Origin of the sequence: Celeribacter ethanolicus, from assembly GCF_002407265.1 — a bacterium.
GTDB classification, from domain to species: domain Bacteria; phylum Pseudomonadota; class Alphaproteobacteria; order Rhodobacterales; family Rhodobacteraceae; genus Celeribacter; species Celeribacter ethanolicus.
The window spans coordinates 3,139,342-3,156,159 of sequence record NZ_CP022196.1 but is presented as its reverse complement, the minus strand read 5'-3'; the positions used below and the strand labels follow the sequence as shown (position 1 = coordinate 3,156,159).

The window sequence follows — 16,818 nt, the reverse complement described above, 5'->3', positions numbered from 1 at the left end:
TCCACCGATCCGTCCCGATCCCGGCGACCTCCACCGGGCGCATCACGCCCGGCGGAGCGCCCGGGTCATTCGCCGTAGATCTCGGCTTCGGCGGTTGCGACAGCTTCGATCAGAGACTGCCCGAGGATGACGGCATCCGCACCGAATTCCGTTTCCATCGTGCCCATCACGGCGGGAACGGCAATCTCGCGGAAGGCGGTCATTTCCTCAGCATTCGGATAATAGACCTCAAGCCCGGCCTCTTTCAGGAACTCGGCGCCGTAGGTGTTGGCCCGCAATGCGATCTTGGCCCCGCGCCCGGCGACCTTGGCGGTCTCGGCGGCGGTGATGAAAATGCGCCGCTGCTCCGGTGTCAGGCTGGCGAGGAAGTCCTCCGATGTCACCCACCAGTCGGCACCGTAGAGGTGGTTCGTCATGGTGGCGTAACCCTGGACCTCCTGAAGATTGCCGATGGCGATGATCGGGATCGGATTGTGCTGGGCATCGACCACGCCGGTTTCGAGCGCCCCGTAAAGCTCGTCCCACGGCACGGGCGTGGCTGCGGCACCGAGCGAATTCATCAGCTCCATATGGCTCGGCACCGACATGGTACGCACCTTGAGCCCGGCCATGTCCTCGGGCGATTTCACCATATGGTCCGAGTTGGTGAAGACATAGAAATCCCCGGCGGTCACCCCCAGAAGATGCAGGCCGGTGGCCTCCGAAATCTGCGCGGTGAGCGCATCGCCGAAGGGACCGTCGAACACCTGTTCGGCGACGATCTCATTGGGGAAGACGAAGGGCAGTTCGATGCCGTTGATCGCCGGGTAGAATTGCGCCAGACCGCCGACGGAGGCGATGTTGACCTGAATGATCCCGGCCTGAGTCAGGTCCATGCGCTCGCGTTGATTGCCAAGGGCACTGGCGGCCTGAATGTCGACGGCCATATCGCCATTCGACATGCTTTCCACCATCTGCTTGAAGACGGTGGCGGACATATGCGCGGCGGACGCGGCGGTGTCGGCCGGTTCTTCATGCGCCAGCGTGATCGTCAGGCTCTGCGCCCAGAGCGGGGTCGCGGCCAGCATCAGCGCCGCAGAAGCGCAAAACGCGCGAAGGGGGGTGGTCATGGAAACTCTCCTGTTGTGTCGGAACGGGTCTTTTGACCCTGTTTGTTTTTCCCCGTGCCTGTTTTCAGACACGCGGTATCGCGTGTGTATCGCGGTCATAACTTCTGACGCCCGGCCACGATGATCTCACACCTGTGCCGTAAGATTTCCTGACCTACGCCTGCACAACAAGCAACGCTTCGGCACACCGGATTGCTGAAATTAGAACGCAGACTCCCGCATGACCTGCGCAAGAATTGTGCAAAACCGTCGGGTCAGCGGTGGCAGATTGCGATGCAGACGCGACACCAATGCGATGCGCGACTGGCTGAGAGGCACGTCGGTGATCGGGCGGGCGACCACAAGCCCGCGGGCTTCTTCTTCTTCGAAACAACATTTCGGCAGGATCGTGATCCCCTGTCCCGTAAGGGCAAATCCCATCAGCCCGTAGACCGAGTCGCATTGCATCGGCGGATCGAGTGTCACATCGGCCCGTGCCCGCAATCCCTGGTCGATCACATCACGGATGCCATAACTGCTGTCTTGCGGGATCGAGATCGGATGATGTGCCAGATCGGCCAGACTGAGCGGGCCGTCGGGCATCCCGAAATCCGGAGCGCTGACGGCATAAAGCGGCGCGGGCACATCCGCCACGACCGTCACATCGCGATGTTTGGGCGGGTCGAAGGCCAGCCCGAGATCGGCTTCGTCGGCAGCCACGGCCCGCATCACCCCGGTGCTGCCCGACCGTGTCACGGTGAGCTTCACGCCTGGGGCTTTCTTGCGAAACGCAGCAATGGCGGGGGTGATCAGACCATTGATCGTGCCCTCGACACAATAGATACGCAACTGCCCGCGCTGGAGATTGCGCAGGGCCTCGATCTCGCCCAAAGCCCAGGATTCATGACGCATCACCTTGCGCGCATGATCGGCAAAAATCTGACCTGCCTCGGTGAGGCGCAACCCGCGCGCATGACGTTCGAACAGCGGCACACCGAGGTCTTCTTCGAGACCGGTAATCTTACGGCTCACGGCGGAGGCGGCGATGTTGAGTTTTTCCGAGGCTTTACGGATCGAGCCTTCGGTCGCGACGGCCAGAAAGCAGTCGAGTTTTGAATCCAGCATGGGACCTCCCGTAAAAACCTGTTGCCTTGCCGCGCGGCTCTATACTACACCGACAGCATTCTGATGTCCGGCCACGATTTTCTCCACCGCAGCAGCGGTACAAGGAAATCGGATATGCCAACCAAGGTTCTTCTCGCGCAATTCATGCACGAGACCAACACATTCTCCCACAGGGAAACGGACACGCCCGCCTTCCGCGGCTTCTATTGTTATGAAGGCGCCACGCTAATCCCGGCATTGCGCGGCACCGCGAATGAAGTCGCAGGCTTTGTCGATGTGGCCGAGGCCGAGGGCTGGGAGCTTGTACCGACGGTGGCGACCTTTGCCACACCGGGTGGTGCAGTGTCGGATCGGGCCTGGTCGGATTTTGCCGGCACCATCCTGCGGATCGCCCAGGAACAAGGCCCGTTCGACGCGGTTCTTTTGTCGCTGCACGGTGCCATGGTACGCGCAGACGGTCGTGATGGCGATGCGCTCTTGTTGCATGAGTTGCGGCAGATCGTTGGGCCGGACTGCCCGATTGCCGTGACGCTCGATCTGCACGCCAATCTTGCGCCGCAGATGGCGAAGGATGCCGAAATCCTGATGTCTTACAAGACGTTTCCTCATGTCGACATGCGCGGCACCGGGGCAAAGGCGGCACGGGCGCTGGCCGAGATTTTGCACGGACAGACCGATCTGCGGACTGTGATCCGCAAACTTCCGATGCTAACCCTGCCCGAAGGCGGGCGCACTGATCGCGAGCCGATGCAAGGCCTGCAAAAACTGGCGCGCAGCTTGGAGGTCGATGCGCCGGAGATTTGCGACATTTCAATCAACGCCGGGTTTTCGCTTGCCGATGTGCCGGAAATCGGGCCATCGGTGACCGTCTGTCATCGCGATGCACCGGAGCGTGCCGCGCGGGTCGCCGAGCAGATTGCCGAGGCAATGTGGCAGGTGCGTGACGAGACCGGAGAACCCATTTTGACACCGACAGAAGCAGCGGAGCTTGCGCGCACGCATGCGGAAAACGCGCCTTTGGTTCTGGCCGATCTGTCGGACAATCCCGGCGATGGCGCCTATGCCGATGCCACAGAAGTGCTCGGTGCACTGATAGAGAAAGGCGGCGACAACATCCTTTTGGGTGCGTTGTGTGATCCCGATGCCGTGGCGCAGGCGCAGCACGCTGGAGTGGGTGCGCAGGTTGCCCTGTCCCTGGGCGGGCATAGCGCCCCCGAATTCGGTGGTGCCCCTCTGAAGGTCACAGCAGAGGTGCGAGCTCTGAGCGACGGCACCTTCATCTGCGACGGGCCCATGTGGAACGGTGTCGCGCAATCCTGCGGTACGGCGGCTCTCTTGCGGATCGAAGACGTGGATGTCTTGGTGTCGAGCATCCCGACCCAGGCCCTCGACATGGGAATCTTCAGGGCACTCGGAGCGGAACCGACCCGCTACCGGGTCGTGGCTTTGAAATCGGTCCAACATTTCCGGGCGGCCTATACACCTTACGCCGCAAGAATTGCCCTTGTCGATGGCGGCGGCCTGGCAAGTCCCCGCAGCGGTCGCAGGACCTATGATCGCATACCACGTCCGATCTACCCTTTGGATGAATGGCGCGGCACAGATTTTACACACTCTGACAAACATACATGATTGGAGATGGCCGGAACCCCAAGCGCCCCGCGGATATATCGCCCCCCCTGTCGGGGGCGACCGGACGAACTCCCACAAAAACTGCATCCACTCAATGGGTGCCATCAGGGAAATCTGACGCAATCGGCTAAAACCGCAGTTCGCAGCCTTATACGCCTCTCCTCACTTCGCGCCTCATTGACAGCTATTGCGACGTCAGGCCACATGACTATCATGCGGCATACATCACAGAAGACTTAGAAACAAAGACCTACGGCGCATGAGCTCGAGCACAGAGATACAAGATCAGATACGCGAAATCGCATGGATGCATTACGTGGGCGGCCTGACACAGGCACAAATCGCTACGCGCCGTGGTTTGAGCAAGATGAAAGTACATCGTTTTGTGCAAACCGCCCATGAACAGGGGCTGGTCAAGATTTTCGTGAACAACGTGCCGACGAATTGCATGGATCTCGAAAGCCGCTTGATCGAGCGTTACGGTCTGTCGAGTTGCACCATCGTGCCGGATGTCAATGAGCTCCAGACCATGGATGTCTCGATGCCCGCCGTCGCCAGCGCCGGAGCGCGTTTCCTGCATGGCCGGCTGGAGAACACGGACCAGATGATCCTTGGCATCGGCTCCGGGCGCACCATGTCCGCGATTGTAAAGGCCATGCCGACAATCAAGCGTAAAAAGGCGGAATTCATTTCCGTCACCGGCGATTTTGCGGCCCTGAGCGATGCCAACCCATTCGAGGTCATTCACGCCCTGATCGACAAGACCGGGGGCAAGGGCTACGCCTTCACGGCGCCCTTGATCGTAGACAGCGAAGCGGACCGCGACCTGTTCCTGCGCCAGCGCAGCATTCGTGAGTCCTTCGAGCGGTTGCGCGACGCGTCCTTGATCATGATCGGTGTCGGCCATGTCGGCCCCGGTTCGTTTTTCCGCTCTTTCGGCCTGATCACCGATGCCGAACAGGGCGACATGATCCGCCAAGGCGTGGTCGCCGATCTGGCGGGCAACCTGATCGACGACACCGGTGCCTTTATCGACAGCGGCATTGCGAAACGCATGCTGGGCATGGAGCGCGACCTGATGCGTAACCGCGAAATAGTCGCCGTCTGCGCCGGGATCGAGAAATGGCAAGCGGCCCGCGCGGCGCTGCGCTCGGGCCTGCTCAATGGATTCATTTCATCGTTTAGCGTGGCCCAGCGCATTCTGGACGCCGAGTAACGGCCACTTTTACGCTTTGGGTTTGAGCTTGGCCTGTTCCAGCGACCAGTATTCCATATCGAACAGATCGCGCTCATTGAGCGGCGTAAAGCGCCCGATCCCTTCAGCGGCCAGAACGATTCGCGCGGTCTGTTCGGCGAGATCGGCGGCCACACCGGCCTCTTTTGCCGTCCGCCCGATACCGACAATCCCAAGCCCCCGGATCAGCGCCACGCGCGGCAGCGGATCGAGCATGGTTTTCGGTTCGTCCGCATGGGCCGCGTTGCGGTTGAAATAGGCCTCGTACCACGCGGCGAAATCCTTGATCGCTTCGCGCCAGTCTTCGACGCCGAATGTCGCCTCGCCGATGACCGGACGGGGTTTGATGCGGATGACGTGATCCGGTGTCGCGGTGCCCCGCCCGGTGATCTCCGCCAGTCCTTCCAAGGCCAGAAAGCAGTCATTTGCCTCGCTGAGGCGCAAGTCTAGCGCCAGGTTTTCCGCGAAAAGCCCCCATTCCCTCAAAGCGATGCGCAGTGCCGCAACCGCAGTATGAGCCTCAGGGTCCAGCGCTTTGGTGCCGACTTCCTCGGGCATCAAAGCTGCCCCTTTCGTGGCGAGATAGTCTTCGCACATCGTCGTGTAGCGCAGGATGCGCTCATATGAGGTGCGGGCATCGTCGCCAAAGGAGAACAGGCCGTGGTTCACCAGAAACTGCCCGGACGTGCCCGCGCCCTGTTCCGCATGGATTCGGTCTGCCGCGTGCGAGAGTTTGAAGCCCGGCATGACATAGGGCACGATGCTCAGCTCATCGCCAAAAATCTCGCGGGCGATCTCCGCAGCGTTGGGCTGGTTGGCAATCGCCAGCGCCGCACAGGAATGGGTGTGATCGACAAATTTCGCGGGCAGGAACGCGTGCAACAGCGCCTCCACCGACGGATTCGGCCCGCTTTGGTCCAACATCTCGCGGCGCAGAAAGGCGACCATTTCTTCGTCTGACATCGTCGCCGTCTTGCGTGCTTCCAAAAGCGGATCGAGCCACATCGCGGGCAGGCCCGGCCCCTCGATGGTCGCCAGATCCCAGCCGGAGCCCTTCACGTGGATGACATCGTGCTCGATGCCGTTCTTGTCGCGCCGCCGGGTCTTGACCGACGTGTTGCCCCCACCATGCAGCACCAGATCCGGCTCCTGCCCGATCAGCTGCGATGTGTAGACCCGCATCGCAAGATCCTGTTCCGCCGGATCATCCCCCGCCGCGCGACGCAAACGCTCCGCTTCCGCTTCGTCCCAAAGAGACTTCATAATCACATGTCCTTTTCCATAATTACTGTTTCACACGCGCCCCCGCCGGACGCCAGATCGGCTCCAACCCGGAGGCCTCACCAAGATCGCGCAGGCCATCAGTCACCTCAGACCAACGCGCTTTCAACGGCGCATAGAGCGCCATGTTGTCCGGATCGGGCACCACGCGGCGTTCGATCGGGCTGGCCATTGCCGCGACCGCCTCGTCCAGCGTCGCAAACAGTCCCGCCCCAACAGCCGCCAACATGGCGCACCCCAGCGCGGTGGTTTCCTTAACCACCGGGATCTCAATGTCCCGACCCGTCACATCCGCAATGATCTGCGGCCAAAGCCTGCCCTGACTCGATCCACCCGTGAATTGCAGCGTGTCGTAGCACTGCCCCGACAGAGCTTCGAGCGTCTCAAGGTGGTGATTGGCCAGGAAGGCCCCCGCCTCCATGACAGAGCGCGCCACCTGTCCAAGCGCCAGTCCCGGCGCGTTCAGATCGAGGCCCAGAAAACTCAGCGGCGGCTGTTTCCACGCATCCGACTGCATCGGACAGGCCGTGGCGGCAATCGCCCCAGCGGAGCCCGCAGGCGTGTCTTGCGCCAGCTTTTCGATCAGATCGAAGGCGTCAACCTCGCCGCCAGAAAGCTTTAACAAAGGCTCAAAGAACGCATCCCGAACCCAGCGCAGCGCAAAGCCGCTCAGAAATCCGATCCCTTCGACCATCCATTCTCCCGGGCGCGCATGGCACAGCGTGCGCGGCCCAAAAGCCGGATCGACCAGCGGCTGATCCGACAGGATCGTCATTTGCCAAAAGCTTCCGCCCACCAAAGTCGCCTGACCGGCCCGACGGCCCAGCCCCAGAAGTGCAAGCTGCGTGTCGCCGCCGCCCGCGACCACCGGCGTACCGGGGGCCAAACCACAACGCGCGGCGGCCTCTGCGGTGACTTCACCAATCTTGGTCCCGGCTTCGACCACCGGCGGCACGATCTCTGACGAGAGCCCGATCAATTCGAGCAATTCTTCGGACCAGCCGCGCTGAGAGAGATCGAAAAGCGCACTCGACGAGCCCGCCGTGGGTTCGGTCACATAAGCGCCGGTCAGCCGGGTCGCCATCCAGTCGGAAATCATCCCGAGGCGATGCACACGCGCGAACACATCAGGTCGATTGTCACGCAGCCAATGCAACCGCGCAGGCGCCGTGATCGACACCCAATCGCCACCGCGCCGGTAAATCTCATCCGAAATGCCCGCTTCGGTCAGTGCCTCGGCCTGAACCTGCGCGCGCCCGTCGACATTCGGACAGGCCCAAAGCACCTCGTCCGTATCGTCGTAAAGCACGATCCCCTCACGCATCGAGGTCGTTGACACGGCGGCGATCTCCCCGGCGGAGATTTCAGCGGCGACGATGGATCGGGCAATCACCCGGTCAATCAGTTCGCCATTTGGCCCGGTTGTGAAATCCAGACCACCGGGGACACCCTCCACCGCCGGATGCACCCATTCTTCCTGAGCACTTCCGACAATCTCACCTCGCGTATTGTAAATAATCGCGCGCCCGCTGCCTGTGCCGGCATCGACCGCCATCACATAGGCTGTCTTCATAATGTCCTCCCTGACGATGCCTCCCCGCACCGCCTCGCATTCTGCCTCAGCTACAAGGGTTTTTGAGTTTTTCCCCTTTCAGAAAGCGCGCCAGATCTTCTGCGATCTGTTCGGCGGCGAATGTCGCCACGCGGCGCGATGCACCGGCAATATGAGGGGTCAGGGTGACATTGGGCAATCGCAACAATTCATCGTCGTTTTTAGGCGGCTCCACCTCGAAGGTATCAAGCGCCGCGCCGCCGAGATGTCCGCTGACCAAAGCCTCGCAAAGCGCCGGTTGATCGACCAATTCACCCCGCGCCGAGTTCACCAGAACCGCGCCTTTTTTCATCTTCGCGATCCGCTCCGCCGAGATGATACCCGTCGTCTCTGGCGTCACCCGCGCATGCAGGCTCAGAATATCGGATTGCGCAATCAGATCGTCGATTTCGACCTGTTCGACGCCGTCAATGGCATCCTGCACGGTCAGTTTCGCATAGGGATCGCAGATCAAGATCCGGCAGCCGAAGGGTTTGAGCAGACGCACCACCCGCTGTCCGATATGGCTGTACCCCAAAAGTCCGACGGTCAGATCCGACAACTCGTCGCCGGTGCGGTCGTAACGGTAGAGATCGCCACGCCAGATGCCTTGAGACAGCCCGGCATGGCCCACGGTGATGCGCCGGACATTGGCAAGAATTGCGCCGACGGTGAATTCCGCCACTGCGGAGGCATTGCGCCCCGGAACATTGCACACGGTCACATTGCGGGCGCGGGCCGCCTCCATGTTTACATTGGTCGGCCCGCCGCGCGAAACGCCGATGAATTTGAGGCGCGGCGCTTTTTCCAAAAGCTCTGCGGTCACAGGCGCCAGATGCGTCACCAGAACTTCGGCCTCCGCCAACATGGCTTCGAGGTCCTTGGGGTTGCCGCTGTATTCCTTGATTTCCGTCCCCGCCGGCCCGTCATACGCGAAGAACGGCACCTCCGGCCATTGCAAATCGCGCGTGACCACTTCGCACCCCGCGCCAATCGCATCGCGCACCGCAGTCTCAAAAACCGCCGAAGTGATGAATTGATCGCCGATGGCCGCAATCTTGAGTTTTTCCATGTCGTCCTCCCATTCCACGCATCCGCGTTTTGTTATAAATAACTTTACTGATATTTATAACATGTCAAGCTCATTTATGCGCCTGCCGGTCCGGGAAAAAGCCGGGCCCAGCCCAAAGGGAGGACAATATGAACACCAAAATGCAGACAAAAATCGAAGCGGACAGTCGTGCGCCGCTTCAGAATATTTCCGTCTTCGCCAACCCTCTCACCAATGATCGCGGCGAAGTCCCCGATTACGACGGGTGCTCGGCGCTCGGCGCTCGGCGCTCGGCGCTCGGCGCTCGGCGCTCGGCGCTCGAAAGCGAAGCCGCGCTCAGGGCCGCGCGCAACCTTGTCTCCACGGTGCCCTCGGCCCTACCGACATCGGAGGACACAGACCGCCACGCGGACGGCCCCCTGAACGCGCATCCCGCCACGAGACAGCAGAAAGCCCCCGCAATCGCGGAAGCATTCTGTTGCGCCCGTATCCGTTCACGCAGGGTATGTGCGGATCGGCTTCAGGTCGATGGCGTGGCCGGTGCCGGATTCGAGGATCACCTTCAGTTGCGGCTCGCTGTCGAGGTAATAGAACTCGATGGTCTCGCCGATGCGCCCGCCCATGAGCATCTTTGCGCCCGCCGCATCCATGTCCTTCTTGAACTGATCGGCGGCATCTTGGCCGTGTTTCATCACGGCGACATGGTGCAGGCCCTCGCCATGTTCTTCGAGCCATTCCTTGTAGATCGAGTCGCCCTCAAGCGGCTGGATCAGCTCGTAACACATGTCACCCACCATCACCTCGGCGCAAAGCATCGAATAGGTGGCAGGCTTGCCGTGCAGATGGGTGTCATGCAGCACGGGAGCAGTGTGTTCGTAAACATTCCACGGCCCCCAGCCCAGAAGCTGGTGATACATTTTCATCGTCGCATCGAGATCGCGCACGACGACACCGATCTGAGTGATTTTGGTTTCCTCGGACATTCCTATCTCCTCCTTTGGAATAAATTTGCGGGCGGGGGATTACCCCCGGCCCATTTTGCGTGTGATGGCGTCGAGAGCGACGGCGATCACCACGATCGCACCCGTAACCACCTGTTGCAGGTAGACGTCGACACCGCCCAGCACGATCACATTGCCGATCACAGCAATGATCGCCGCCCCCAGAAGTGCGCCCCAGATCGTGCCAATGCCGCCCGTGGTGGCGATCCCGCCGATGACAGGCGCGGCAATCGACGGCAAAAGCCAGGATTGCCCCATCGAGGCCTGCGCCGACACAAGGCGAAAGCACAACAACATGCCTGCCAGCCCGGCCAGCGCGCCTGCTACGGCATAGGCGGTGATGCGGACACGTTGTTCGTGGATGCCGATGATCTTGGCGGCCTCGCGACTGTTGCCCACGGCATAGAGACGCCGCCCGTAGACCGTTTTCGTGGTCAGAAACAGGATCACCAGAAACACGCCCGCCATGATATAGACCGGCACCGGCACCCCCATGAGCGTGCCGCCGCCCAGAACCGTCACCTCTTTCGGCAGGCCCACGATGGTGCGGCCCTTGGTGATCCAGAGGTTGAGACCCGAATAGACACTGAGCATGCCGATGGTCACCACCAGTGAGTTCAGGTTGAACATGGTGATGATCGTACCATTGATAGCGCCCGCAATGGCCCCGACCGCCAGCCCCGCCGAAATGGCGAGCGCCGGATCGAGCTGCGCATCGACCAGAAGTTTGGTGCAGACGATGCCGCACAGCCCCGCGATTGCGCCAATGGAAACGTCGATGTCGCCGAGCAAAAGCAACATACCCTGCGCGATGGCTACAATGCCGATAAAGGCAAGATCGCGGGAAATGATCGTCATATTGTAGCTCGTCAGGAACTGCGGCGCGACCAAAGACGCGACCACACAGATCACCACAAAAGCGATCAGAACCCCGACGATCTGGCCGCCGTCTTTCAGATTGAAACCCCGTCTCTGCGTCATGTTCACCAGCCCGTCAGACATGGGCTTCCTCCCTGTTTGCGGTCGTCGCATCAAAGGCGCCGCCCGTATTGATAATCGAGGACAGCAAGCGTTCCTCGCTCAAATTCTCTGCCGCAATTTCCGCGTTGATCCGCCCGTCATAGAGGCTCAGAACCCGGTTGCTGCATTTCAAAAGCTCTTCGATTTCCGAGGAGATCAGCACCACGGCGATCTGTTGCTCCTCAGCCACCCGTTGCATCAGGCGGTAGATCTCGTCCTTGGCGTTGACGTCGATGCCGCGCGTCGGTTCGTCGAAAATCATCACCCGCGGGTTGGCCATAAGGCCGCGCCCGATCAGCACCTTTTGCTGATTGCCGCCGCTGAGGTTCATGATCTTTGTGTCAGCCGAGGCGGTTTTGACCCGATAGTCGCCGATGATCTTGGCGGCGGCTTGCGCCTCACGCGCGTCCGACACCACCCCCAGCCGCGCCACGTCGCGCAGCAAGCCTGCGCCGACGTTCTGACGCACCGACATATGCGGGAAAATCCCATGTGCCTTGCGTTCCTCAGAGAGATACATCACCCCCTTGGAAATCGCCCGCGCCGGTTTGTTGAACACCCATGGCTCACCGTCGAACCACGCCTGCCCCGCTGTCGGTTTGCGCATCCCGAAGAGCGTTTGCAGAACTTCGGAACGCCCGGCGCCCACCAGCCCGGCAAAGCCGAGGATTTCACCCGCGTGAAGATCGAAAGAAACCTCTTCGAAGCCGTCGCCAGCCAGCCCCTCGACGCGGAACACACGGTCGCCACGCGGGATACTCGGACGGTAGAGCGTGCTCAGGTCCATCTCCTTGCCGGTCATCTTCGAGACGATCCAGGCCTCGGAGACCTCCTCGCCATCGGAGTTACCCACAACACAGCCGTTGCGCAGCACGGAGACCACGGAATGCAGCCGCATCACCTCGTCGAGTCGATGGGTGATGAAGACAATCGCCGTGCCGCGCGCCTGCAACTCTTCGACAATCGCAAAGAGCCGTTCGATTTCTGTCGCGGTCAAAGAGGCGGTCGGCTCATCGAGGATGAGAATATCGGATCGGCGGCTCGCCAGCGCGCGGGCGATTTGCAAAAGCTGCTTTTCGGCCACCGAAATGTCGCGCACCATGTCATCCGGCGCACAGGTCATCTTCAGGTCCTTAAGAAAGGGCTGTGCCGCCTTCTCAAGCGTCTTGCGCCGAAACAGCGCGCCATTTTCCAGCGGCAGGAACATGTTTTCCGCCACGGTCATATGGTCGAACAGATTCAGTTCCTGAGGCACATAGCCAATCGCCGGAGGTGCCTCCCCATCGTGGTGCAAATCGCCCTCATCGGGACGGTAGATACCGGTCAGCACCTTGACCAGCGTGCTTTTCCCTGCACCGTTCTCGCCAACGATGCAATGCACTTCGCCGCGTTCGAACCGCAAGTCCACCGCATCAAGCGCCACCACGCCGGGAAAGCGTTTGGTGATGCCACGGGCTTCCAAAAGACTCATGTCGCGTCTCCCTGAGATTGGCCTGAGAGTGAGACCGGGGCATCGCAGAGATGCGCCCGGTCGGTGTCATGTCCGAAAATCGGATTTCAGAAGCCGTCGATATTGCCGTTCGCCACCATGTCGGGCGTCATGTAACCGATGCCCGTGTCGATCCAGGACGGCGTTTCCACGCCCATGTTCTGAAGCATCAGCGCCACGGTGGACCATTCGCCGATCATACGAGGGCGGGTGGCAATCGAGAGATCGAGCACCCCGTCACGCATCAGCTCCTGAAGCTGCGGCACATCGTCGATGCCGACGAATTGCACCTCGCCGACACGCCCCGCTTCGCGCAGCGCCAATCCGACGCCAACAGGACCGGCGGCATCCACCACAGCGATGGCATCGAGATCGGCATTGGCCGCCAACATGCGCGAGGCTTCGGTCTGGGCCTTTTGCACATCGTCATAATCGAAGCCCTCATCGACAATCTCGACATCCGGGTATTGCGCAAACAGATCCTTGAGCGCGTCATAGCGGTCCGCATGGGCGGAGTTGGTCGGCACACCGTGCAGGATCGCGATCTTGCCTTTGTTGTCGATGCGCTTCAAAAGCTCCTCGCCCAAAATCCGCCCCTGATCGTAGAAGTCGTTGGAAATATAGGTGAATTGCGAGCCCTGCGGCGCGGTCGACACGAAAAGCACAACCGGGATGCCGCGATCACGGGCCTCATTGAGGATCGGCATGCTGGCGTTCACGTCGATGGCGTCGATGGCGATGCCGTCGGGTTTCGTCGCGATGGCGCGTTCCAAAAGCGTGTTCTGTTCGACCAGATCGGCCTGCGCTGGGGCCTGATAGTCGATGGTGATCTTGGTGCCGAGCTGGGCGCTCAGCTGCTCCGCCGAATCCGCCGCCGCGTCGTGAACGATGTCGAACCAGGCCTGCGCCAGAATCGGGATCATCACGAAGCGGTATTCGTCCTTGATCTCAGGGGCTGCGTCCTGAGCCGACACACCCGTTGCGCCCAGCGATGCGCCAAACACAATGCTACAGGCCGCGACCGACAGGCCGCGCATAAGTTTTCTCATAGTTTCCTCCCATGACGGGCATGCCTCCAGGCATGCTCCACAAAAAGCCCCTCTCCTCCAGAAGGACCACTCCAAACCCGCGCCCTTCATGCGCGTTCCCCACCAGGGCTCCTCTCCCAGGTCACTGACCTGATGTTATTTATTTCACAAATGTTATTTATATAACTCGACCTGTCAAGGAACATTCTTCTCTTCATCGCCGACCGCCCTGCCGCATCAGCTTTTAAGAGACATGCCGTCCCTACGCCCCTTGGTGACCGTGGAACAAAGGGGCAGGCCTGCGCGCAGAGAACCATTCTTTGCAATTCAGCCCGCCCCTCGGAGGATCAGGCAATGATCGGGTCGGAATGGTCTATCTGTTCCGCGCGTCACCAACCTATCTAACCTTCAACGCAGACGCGCCTGTTTGCGCGCGGATTTTGAAAGGACACACGATGGAACTCACTCAGAACTGGGACAAGACTTTCCCGAAGAGCAACAAGGTCGACCACAGGAAGGTGACCTTCACGAACCGTTACGGCATCACCCTGGCGGGCGATCTCTATACCCCCAAGACCGAAGGCCCCTTTGCGGCCATCGCCATCAGCGGCCCCTTTGGTGCGATCAAGGAACAATCGTCGGGCCTGCATGCCCAGGTGCTGGCCGAGCGCGGATTCGTCACTCTGGCGTTCGATGCATCCTATACCGGTGAAAGCGGTGGCGAACCCCGCAATCTGGCCTCGCCCGAAATCAACACCGAGGATTTCAGCGCCGCCGTCGATTATCTGGGGCTGCTGCCCGACGTGGATCGCGAACGCATCGGCATTCTGGGCATCTGCGGCTTCGGTGGCATGGGGCTGAACGCTGCCGCAGGCGACACCCGTATCAAGGCGGTCGCCGCCACCACGATGTACGACATCAGCCGCATGATGTCGCAAGGCTACTTCGACAGCACCACGAAGGACCAGCGCATCGAAGGCCGCAAGGCGCTGAACGACCTCCGCTGGGCAGATGCAGAGTCTGGCACCGCCGCCTACGGTCCGACCGCGCTGCAGAATCTTCCGGAGGACGCCCCGCAATTCGTGAAGGAATACGCGGCCTATTACACCGACGAAAACCGTGGCTTTCATCCCCGTTCGGTCAACTCCAACGGGTCCTGGACGCTGACCACGCCGCTGTCCTTCATGAACATGCCGCTGCTGACCTACATCGACGAGATCGCACCGCGCCCCGTCCTGCTGGTCCATGGTTCGGCCGCACACTCGCTCTACTTCAGCGAGACCGCCTATGCCAATGCGGCAGACCCCAAGGAGTTGTTCATCGTCGAGGATGCGACGCACACCGACCTCTACGATCAGATGGACAAGATCCCCTTCGACAAGTTCACCCGTTTTTTCACTGAGAACCTGTGATAAACTGGCCGGGCCGCCTCCGGGTGGTCCGGCTTCACGATTTGGAACCATTCACATGAGCCACCGCGAGCCCCAGTTCGGACAGGCGCCGCATAGCAGGCTGGCCCGGATGATCCAAGTGTGGTGTGGCACGTCGGAGGACGTCTCCACCCCGATCGACGGGCTGAGTTTCTTCCGGCGCACCCGACCGACCGAGCCGGATCTCTGTCTGGTCGAGCCTGCGCTGCTTGTCGTGGCACAGGGTGCAAAGCAGATGGTCGTCGGTGGCGCGCCGCATCGCTACGACCCTTCGGGCTTTCTCATCACATCTCTGGAAATTCCCGGACAGACACAGATCATCGAGGCCAGCCCGGACGCACCCTGTCTGGGCATCGTGATGAAACTCAACCAACGGATGCTGGCCGAAATGGTGGCCAGCAACGTGATCCCGCCCAGCGAGCGGGCAGACCGCCGCAGCGTCGCGGTGGGGACTGTGACACCTGAGCTGATCTCGCCGCTCGAACGGCTGGTCGCACTGCTCGACGAACCGGACGCGATCCCTGTGCTTGCCCCCTTGATCCTGCAGGAGATCCACTATCGCCTCTTGCTGAGCGATCAGGGAGCCCGCATGTGGTCGTTCGTGGCCGCCGGCAATCCGAACCAGCGGATCCTGTCGCTGCTGAACTGGATGAAGGAGAACTATGCCGAGCCGCTCCGTGTGGAGCATCTGGCTGAGCGCGCGCAGATGAGTGCCTCGACCTTCTACCAGCATTTCCGCGACCTGACGACCATGAGCCCCCTCAAATACCAGAAGTGGCTCCGTCTCAACGAAGCGCGACAGTTGATGCTGAATGATCACCTGGATGCAGCCACCGCATCCTACCGTGTCGGCTACGAGAGCCCGTCGCAGTTCAGCCGGGAATACGCCCGGCTTTTCGGCAATCCGCCCAAACGTGATATTGATCAGTTGCGACTTGCTGTTGCGCAGTAGCGCGAACTTTCGTTCGGGGCGATCTGGCAAGACCATACACCCCGAACCGGCCTTTTGTCGGGAAAGCCTTGAATGCCCGAGAGGCCCCGGAGAACTGACCTTTGGCTCAGAACGCTATCTTCATTTCCAGGCTCGATTTACTGGCTCGCACAGAAACATCCCCAAACGTCGCACAATCTGTCCCCGCATGGGGCGCGTATCAATTCCGATCGCTCCGTTCCTCAGTCGACAAAGTCGTACCGTCACGGTTTCAAACAGCGATGCTTGAGACGAAGATAATAGCTTTCGAGCATGGCCGGAGGTTCGACGCCGATCCTGTCTTTCCATGAGATGAGATAATACGCAGCCGCATCCGCTATGGAAAACCCGCCAAAGAGATGATCCTTATCGCCAAGTTGCCTGGCCAGCATTGCGAATCCCGTCTGTACGACCTCTTGCCCATGGCGTCTCAGTTCCATTTGAGCCGCCGCGTCGGACACGAATTTCTGTGGCATCATGGCGAAGACAGAGCCGCGCATGTGAAGGCCAGAGACGATATGTTCGGTCAAGGCCATCACCGCGACCTCTTCTGCCAGACCCGCAGGCAAAAGCCGGGCCTCCGGGTAGGTTTTGGCGAGCCAATAGGCGATGACGGGCCATTCGGTGAGCACCGTCCCATCGGGCAACATGAGCGCGGGAACCTTGCCCTTCGGATTGAGCGCAAGATAGGTTGCATCGCGATGCGCGCCTGTCTTGAGATCCGTGGGCATCACTTCGTATGAAGCGCCACAAGCCTCGAGCAAAAGAAGAATTCCCTCGGAGCACGATCCGGGTGAGTGATAGAATTTCATGAAGGCCTCCTGTGTCGCCATCAGAGCAGAACAACCGCGGGCGTGCAGCCTTTGCGCAACGCGCGT

General features: G+C 60.7%; 14 protein-coding genes. 4 read left to right on the top strand and 10 right to left on the bottom strand.

What is annotated here, in order from left to right; translation table 11 throughout:
* Window positions 1-65: 65 nt before the first annotated feature.
* Together dctP and CEW89_RS15580 are read right to left on the bottom strand one after the other, a co-directional pair.
* A complete protein-coding gene (dctP, locus tag CEW89_RS15585; protein ID WP_157779884.1) occupies window positions 66-1,109 on the bottom strand; it encodes a TRAP transporter substrate-binding protein DctP in 1,044 nt (347 codons plus the stop codon).
* Window positions 1,110-1,310: 201 nt separating this feature from the next.
* A complete protein-coding gene (locus tag CEW89_RS15580; protein WP_066710045.1) occupies window positions 1,311-2,213 on the bottom strand; it encodes a LysR family transcriptional regulator in 903 nt (300 codons plus the stop codon).
* Window positions 2,214-2,327: 114 nt separating this feature from the next.
* Here CEW89_RS15580 and CEW89_RS15575 point away from each other — a divergent pair, with 114 nt between their 5' ends.
* Both CEW89_RS15575 and CEW89_RS15570 read left to right on the top strand, forming a co-directional pair.
* Complete coding sequence (locus CEW89_RS15575) at window positions 2,328-3,845, top strand: M81 family metallopeptidase (RefSeq protein WP_198403435.1); 1,518 nt, start codon at window positions 2,328-2,330, stop codon at window positions 3,843-3,845.
* A 259-nt stretch (window positions 3,846-4,104) separates the two neighbouring features.
* Entirely contained in the window at window positions 4,105-5,061 is a 957-nt protein-coding gene (locus tag CEW89_RS15570; protein ID WP_096806509.1) for a sugar-binding transcriptional regulator, read from the top strand.
* Between the two features lie 9 nt (window positions 5,062-5,070).
* Here the strand turns inward: CEW89_RS15570 and CEW89_RS15565 are convergent, their stop codons facing one another.
* The 7 genes from CEW89_RS15565 to CEW89_RS15535 all read right to left on the bottom strand — a co-directional run bounded on the left by CEW89_RS15565 (window position 5,071) and on the right by CEW89_RS15535 (window position 13,561).
* Window positions 5,071-6,342, bottom strand: a complete 1,272-nt coding sequence (locus CEW89_RS15565) for a class II aldolase/adducin family protein (protein WP_096806508.1) — start codon at window positions 6,340-6,342, stop codon at window positions 5,071-5,073.
* Between the two features lie 22 nt (window positions 6,343-6,364).
* Window positions 6,365-7,933, bottom strand: a complete 1,569-nt coding sequence (locus CEW89_RS15560) for an FGGY family carbohydrate kinase (protein ID WP_096806507.1) — start codon at window positions 7,931-7,933, stop codon at window positions 6,365-6,367.
* Between the two features lie 46 nt (window positions 7,934-7,979).
* Complete coding sequence (locus CEW89_RS15555; protein ID WP_096806506.1) at window positions 7,980-9,023, bottom strand: 2-hydroxyacid dehydrogenase; 1,044 nt, start codon at window positions 9,021-9,023, stop codon at window positions 7,980-7,982.
* A 473-nt stretch (window positions 9,024-9,496) separates the two neighbouring features.
* Window positions 9,497-9,985 (bottom strand): VOC family protein, encoded by a 489-nt coding sequence (locus tag CEW89_RS15550; protein ID WP_096806505.1) that lies wholly within the window; start codon window positions 9,983-9,985, stop codon window positions 9,497-9,499.
* A 39-nt stretch (window positions 9,986-10,024) separates the two neighbouring features.
* Window positions 10,025-11,005 (bottom strand): ABC transporter permease, encoded by a 981-nt coding sequence (locus CEW89_RS15545; protein WP_066710058.1) that lies wholly within the window; start codon window positions 11,003-11,005, stop codon window positions 10,025-10,027.
* Entirely contained in the window at window positions 10,998-12,494 is a 1,497-nt protein-coding gene (locus CEW89_RS15540; RefSeq protein ID WP_096806504.1) for a sugar ABC transporter ATP-binding protein, read from the bottom strand. The genes CEW89_RS15545 and CEW89_RS15540 overlap by 8 nt, the downstream gene beginning before the upstream one ends.
* A gap of 86 nt (window positions 12,495-12,580) precedes the next feature.
* Window positions 12,581-13,561: a substrate-binding domain-containing protein gene (locus tag CEW89_RS15535; protein ID WP_157779883.1), complete on the bottom strand. Its 981-nt coding sequence runs from the start codon at window positions 13,559-13,561 to the stop codon at window positions 12,581-12,583.
* Window positions 13,562-13,995: 434 nt separating this feature from the next.
* Here CEW89_RS15535 and CEW89_RS15530 point away from each other — a divergent pair, with 434 nt between their 5' ends.
* Together CEW89_RS15530 and CEW89_RS15525 are read left to right on the top strand one after the other, a co-directional pair.
* A complete protein-coding gene (locus CEW89_RS15530; protein ID WP_096806503.1) occupies window positions 13,996-14,952 on the top strand; it encodes an alpha/beta hydrolase in 957 nt (318 codons plus the stop codon).
* A 109-nt stretch (window positions 14,953-15,061) separates the two neighbouring features.
* A complete protein-coding gene (locus CEW89_RS15525) occupies window positions 15,062-15,922 on the top strand; it encodes an AraC family transcriptional regulator (protein ID WP_198403433.1) in 861 nt (286 codons plus the stop codon).
* Window positions 15,923-16,164: 242 nt separating this feature from the next.
* Here CEW89_RS15525 and CEW89_RS15520 read toward each other — a convergent pair whose 3' ends face one another.
* Window positions 16,165-16,752, bottom strand: a complete 588-nt coding sequence (locus CEW89_RS15520) for a glutathione S-transferase family protein (protein WP_157779882.1) — start codon at window positions 16,750-16,752, stop codon at window positions 16,165-16,167.
* Window positions 16,753-16,818 lie beyond the last annotated feature (66 nt).